The sequence below is a fragment of the Acinetobacter lwoffii genome (assembly GCF_024129855.1).
Classification (GTDB): domain Bacteria; phylum Pseudomonadota; class Gammaproteobacteria; order Pseudomonadales; family Moraxellaceae; genus Acinetobacter; species Acinetobacter lwoffii_L.
The window spans coordinates 1-1,221 of the sequence record NZ_JAMXXC010000066.1; the positions used below are offsets into that span (position 1 = coordinate 1).

Annotated in this window: 1 protein-coding gene; it reads right to left on the minus strand. The window is 38.7% G+C overall.

Annotated features, from left to right (window positions below):
* A partial coding sequence (locus NI465_RS16510; RefSeq protein ID WP_253146003.1) for a cation efflux transmembrane domain-containing protein occupies nt 1-1,133 on the minus strand: 1,133 nt, incomplete at its 3' end.
* Nucleotides 1,134-1,221 lie beyond the last annotated feature (88 nt).

A 1,221-nucleotide genomic window follows, 5' to 3' on the forward strand; every position in this document is an offset into this window, starting at 1 on the left:
GAGAAAATCCAACTGGCTTTCATATGTGCGCCATCTTCTCGATGACCAGAAATAAGATATAAGCATGTCACGTTAGCTATAAGTGCGAGCAGGCCAATAACAATCATGAGCGTTGATTCTGGCTCGCTTCCAAACATGAATCGTCTAATGACGTCAACAATCACGATGACAGCGAGTAATAACTGAATCCAGCCTGCAAAATGAGCTGCTTTTACTTGATATTTCGCAGCTTTCCCGACGGCATATAGCGCAATACCATAAACGGCTGCATCGGCAAACATATCTAGAGAATCAGCAATCAATCCTGTAGAAGCAGCAATAATACCGCTGATGAATTCTATAAAGAACAGTAGAGCATTAATGCCTAATAACAGTTTAAGTACTTTAGCTTGTCTTACAGGATCAGGTTCATTGGGTAGGTCACCTGAAGAAAGCTGTGTTTCATCAAGTTTCGCCCCAAAACCCAGTCCTTCGAGTTTGGCCGTAATTTGCTGAATCCCTTCATTATGGAAGACTTTCAGTTTTCGATTGGGAAGATCAAAAGTAAGACCTTTAACTGCTTCAAGATCTGCAAGAGTCATACGGACCATTTGCTCTTCAGCAGAGCAATCCATTTTAGGAATGGTGTAGGTACTTGTTTGCTTGGCCTGTTGATTGCTTATATAAGTTTCAGTCTTCACAAGCTTTGCCCCAAAACCCAGTCCTTCAAGTTTGGTGGTTATATTTTCATCTTTTTGATTATGTAGAACCTTTAAAGAACGGTTAGGTAAATCAAAGATGAGTTTTTGAACACCATCAATTGAAGATAGCGCCATACGAACCATCTGTTCTTCCGCAGAACAATCCATTTTGGGAACTAAGTATTCACTCATGTAGTGCGAATCTTTTAAAACGTTTTCAGTGCTTAAATTTTCTTTGGGATCAGAACCACAACAGGATTGAGCGGTATCTTCACAACTGTTTGAAGTGTTACAGCAAGGAGATGAAGATTTTTCTTCTTCCTCTTCACCACAACAGCTAGGCGTATTATCACAATTCTTTGAATTGCTTGCTTCTGCAATTGATGGATGATTTTCTTGTTGAGATTTCTTATCTTCGCATGGTGTTTCTTTACTACATCCACAACCACTCATAGTTATACCCATTAAAAAAATTTATAAACTTTGAATATTAGAATCCCTATAGTTACTATAGAGTCAAGATTTTTTGGAAATACCAACT